The sequence below is a fragment of the Oleiphilus sp. HI0086 genome (assembly GCF_001635225.1).
The window spans coordinates 1-2,658 of sequence record NZ_LWFZ01000838.1 but is presented as its reverse complement, the minus strand read 5'-3'; the positions used below and the strand labels follow the sequence as shown (position 1 = coordinate 2,658).

Below are 2,658 nucleotides of genomic sequence, written 5' to 3'. Positions count from 1 at the left end.
GAAAGCAAAGTGGATATGGCTGGTAACCCTGACGACCTGGGTAACTGCTTCGGAACGGTTTTTGTGGCTTTGCCTGTTGGGATCGAGAATCCGCTGGAGAGAGTCTGCAAGATTAAGCATGACATGATTTCTTTGAAACAGTCTCTTCAACCAGCTTTGTCCTACGGCATTCTTTATGCGGCAGGCATGCTGCCTAAAAATGTTCAGAAAACCCTATTGGAAAGTTTTGGTAACAAAACCTCCGCTGTCTTATCTAATGTGCCTGGTTCTAGAGAGACTCGCTACCTAGCTGGGGCTGAGATTAAAGAGCAGATGTTCTGGGTTCCCCAGACGGGTGATATCGGTTTAGGTTTGAGCATCATTAGCTATGCGGGGCAAATTCAGTTTGGTTTGGTTGGCGATGCAAAGCTGTTCCCTAACCCTGAGCGTATTGTGAAGCACTTTGTTGAACAGCTCGAGAAGCACCGTACTGACATCGTATCAAGTTATATTGAAGACCTTGTTCAGCCTGTGATGGCCTCGTAACTAGCAGTCCTTGAGTGTTTGTTAGGATCTAAAAAGTATCCAGTATATGAATCGTTCATTATTACTGGATACTTCTAGTGTAAATTCAGTATCATTACCTGCTTTAAGGCTGCGAGCGACGAAAGCTTGCTGTTCGAAACTCCTTTGAAAGTAAAGTTAGGTAGCTTATGTCCGATAGTCCGTCACTCAATGCTAATGACCAAGTTCCACTTAAGCATAAACTCAACTTGGAAACTGCTAGAGCTCCCTGGCGCGAGCTACAGACTTTCTTCGCCTCGGGCATGGTGCTATACGTTGCTCCGGGTCTTGATCTATTGTTGGTGGGCGAGCAGTTTGCGGCAGATAATGCTCCGATCTTCAAGGAATGGCTAGCCTCGGGGCAGGTTGCCCAGGTTTCAGATGATCAGGCCTTAGCCTGGTATGAGGCCGATGCCGAACTGTGGACTTTAGTGATTAAACCTTGGATTCTAGTCCAGGCGGTTTCTAAATAAACTTAGTTCTGAGAATGCTAGTAAATATGTCCATTTTTATTAGCATAGCTGTTTAGTACGGCTTTGGCTTCGTCTCGGCAGACTTCAGTTATTACTTCTATCTTTCTTTTTTCAAGACCCGCTTTCCAAGCATTGGGTTTATCTCCTTCGTCAAAGCCTATCGCTTCGGCATCTTTGCCTGTTGCCGCACAGACGACGCGATGAATACCTGACCAGGGGATTGCTCCCAGGCACATAGCGCAGGGTTCGGTACTGGTAAGCAGTTCTAACCGGTGCTCGGATTTTGCTAGTTCGTAACTACCCAGTTGTTGTTGAGCCAAGCTGATAGCAAGGATTTCTGCGTGTAATATTGATAGACCTTGGCTTGTGACCAGGTTGACACCTAAAGATATCAGTTTGCCAGACTCGGTCTCAAAAACGCCTGCGGCAAAGGGGCCGCCAGTATCTTTATTAATGTTTCTTTGTGATGCCGCGATGACGAACTTCATTCGCTCGCTCAGGCTTTCACTTATCTGGTAGCTAGCACGATATTCACTTAACCAGTTAGGAAGCTGGATTTCTAAAGAGTTTGCGTAGGGGTCAATCATCTTTTACACGGCTTTTAAGACTGAGTAACTGGCGGTTATGTGTTTTCGAGAGTGTGATAATAGCCAGAATCGCGCCTACCAGTGCAATTGCCATATCAGATTGAGTATCCCAATTATCGCCTTGAGTACCTAAAAATGCTTCTGCTGCCTGGTCTGATAAGAGTGCGACCCACCATTCGATAAGTTCATAAAATGCGCTGAAGGCCAAGCATATGCTAATAATATAGAAATTGAGCCAGCTGACGCCGTTAACGACCTGCTTTCGAATAAGGATTTCTCTGGCAAGAATGGCTGGGACAAAGCCTTGTGCGAAATGGCCAACTTTATCGTAATTGTTGCGGTCCAAGTCCCAGGCTTCTTTTATCATGTCGAACAAGGGGACTTCTGCGTAGGTGTAATGTCCACCAATCATTAAAATGATACAGTGAATCAGGATTAGGAAGTACAGCAGGGGCGTCAGTGGAAAGCTTCGCCTTGTCGTAACGATTAATACCAGGCCGATGATCGCCGGAGCGACTTCTAGCACCCAGGTATACAAGTCTATAGGTTCGTAGCCTGACCAGCCGAGCACGGCAAAATAGAGTGTAAGCCAAAGAACTTGAGTTGCATTTGCCGGCATAGCTGTCCACGTCCCTTAAGGTTGCTTTTTTCCTTGTACAGTATGGATGATCGTACCACCAAGCATCGCTGCGACAAACAAAAAAGTATCGCTGTGCAAGTAGCTTAAGGCGGCAATAGCCGGGCCAGGGCAGTAGCCATAAAGCCCCCAGCCGACGCCGAACAAAACAGAACCAATGATCAGCCGCTTATCCAGTTTTTGTTTGTTTGGAAGACAAAACTCGCTATTTATTATCGGCCGACGCTTGAAAATAAAATGGTAGGCGAGCATGGTCGTTCCCACGCCGCTAGCAATAACAAACATTAACGTCGGATCCCAGTTGCCGAATAGGTCGAGAAAGCCAAGGACTTTTTCTGGGTTAGTCATACCTGAAAAAGCGAGCCCCAGGCCGAATAACAGACCAAAGAAAAGATATATTAGAGCATTCATATGACAT

At 46.2% G+C, this 2,658-nt stretch carries 5 protein-coding genes; 2 read left to right on the top strand and 3 right to left on the bottom strand.

The window, feature by feature from the left end; genetic code table 11:
• Window positions 1–525 (top strand): WSD1 family O-acyltransferase (locus tag A3756_RS15130; RefSeq protein WP_156490501.1); only part of this gene is annotated, 525 nt, incomplete at its 5' end.
• Between the two features lie 167 nt (window positions 526–692).
• A complete protein-coding gene (locus A3756_RS15125; RefSeq protein WP_068516741.1) occupies window positions 693–1,016 on the top strand; it encodes a DUF2288 domain-containing protein in 324 nt (107 codons plus the stop codon).
• A 17-nt stretch (window positions 1,017–1,033) separates the two neighbouring features.
• Here the strand turns inward: A3756_RS15125 and A3756_RS15120 are convergent, their stop codons facing one another.
• The 3 genes from A3756_RS15120 to A3756_RS27765 are packed head-to-tail and all read right to left on the bottom strand — an operon-like array spanning window position 1,034 to window position 2,651.
• Window positions 1,034–1,603, bottom strand: coding sequence for a nucleoside deaminase (locus A3756_RS15120; protein WP_068509914.1), 570 nt, complete (start codon window positions 1,601–1,603; stop codon window positions 1,034–1,036).
• On the bottom strand, window positions 1,596–2,222 hold the full coding sequence (locus tag A3756_RS15115) for a DUF2238 domain-containing protein (protein ID WP_068516744.1): 627 nt from the start codon (window positions 2,220–2,222) through the stop codon (window positions 1,596–1,598). Before A3756_RS15115 ends, A3756_RS15120 begins: the two co-directional genes overlap by 8 nt.
• A gap of 15 nt (window positions 2,223–2,237) precedes the next feature.
• Entirely contained in the window at window positions 2,238–2,651 is a 414-nt protein-coding gene (locus A3756_RS27765) for a DUF6691 family protein (RefSeq protein WP_068553797.1), read from the bottom strand.
• Window positions 2,652–2,658: the final 7 nt, after the last annotated feature.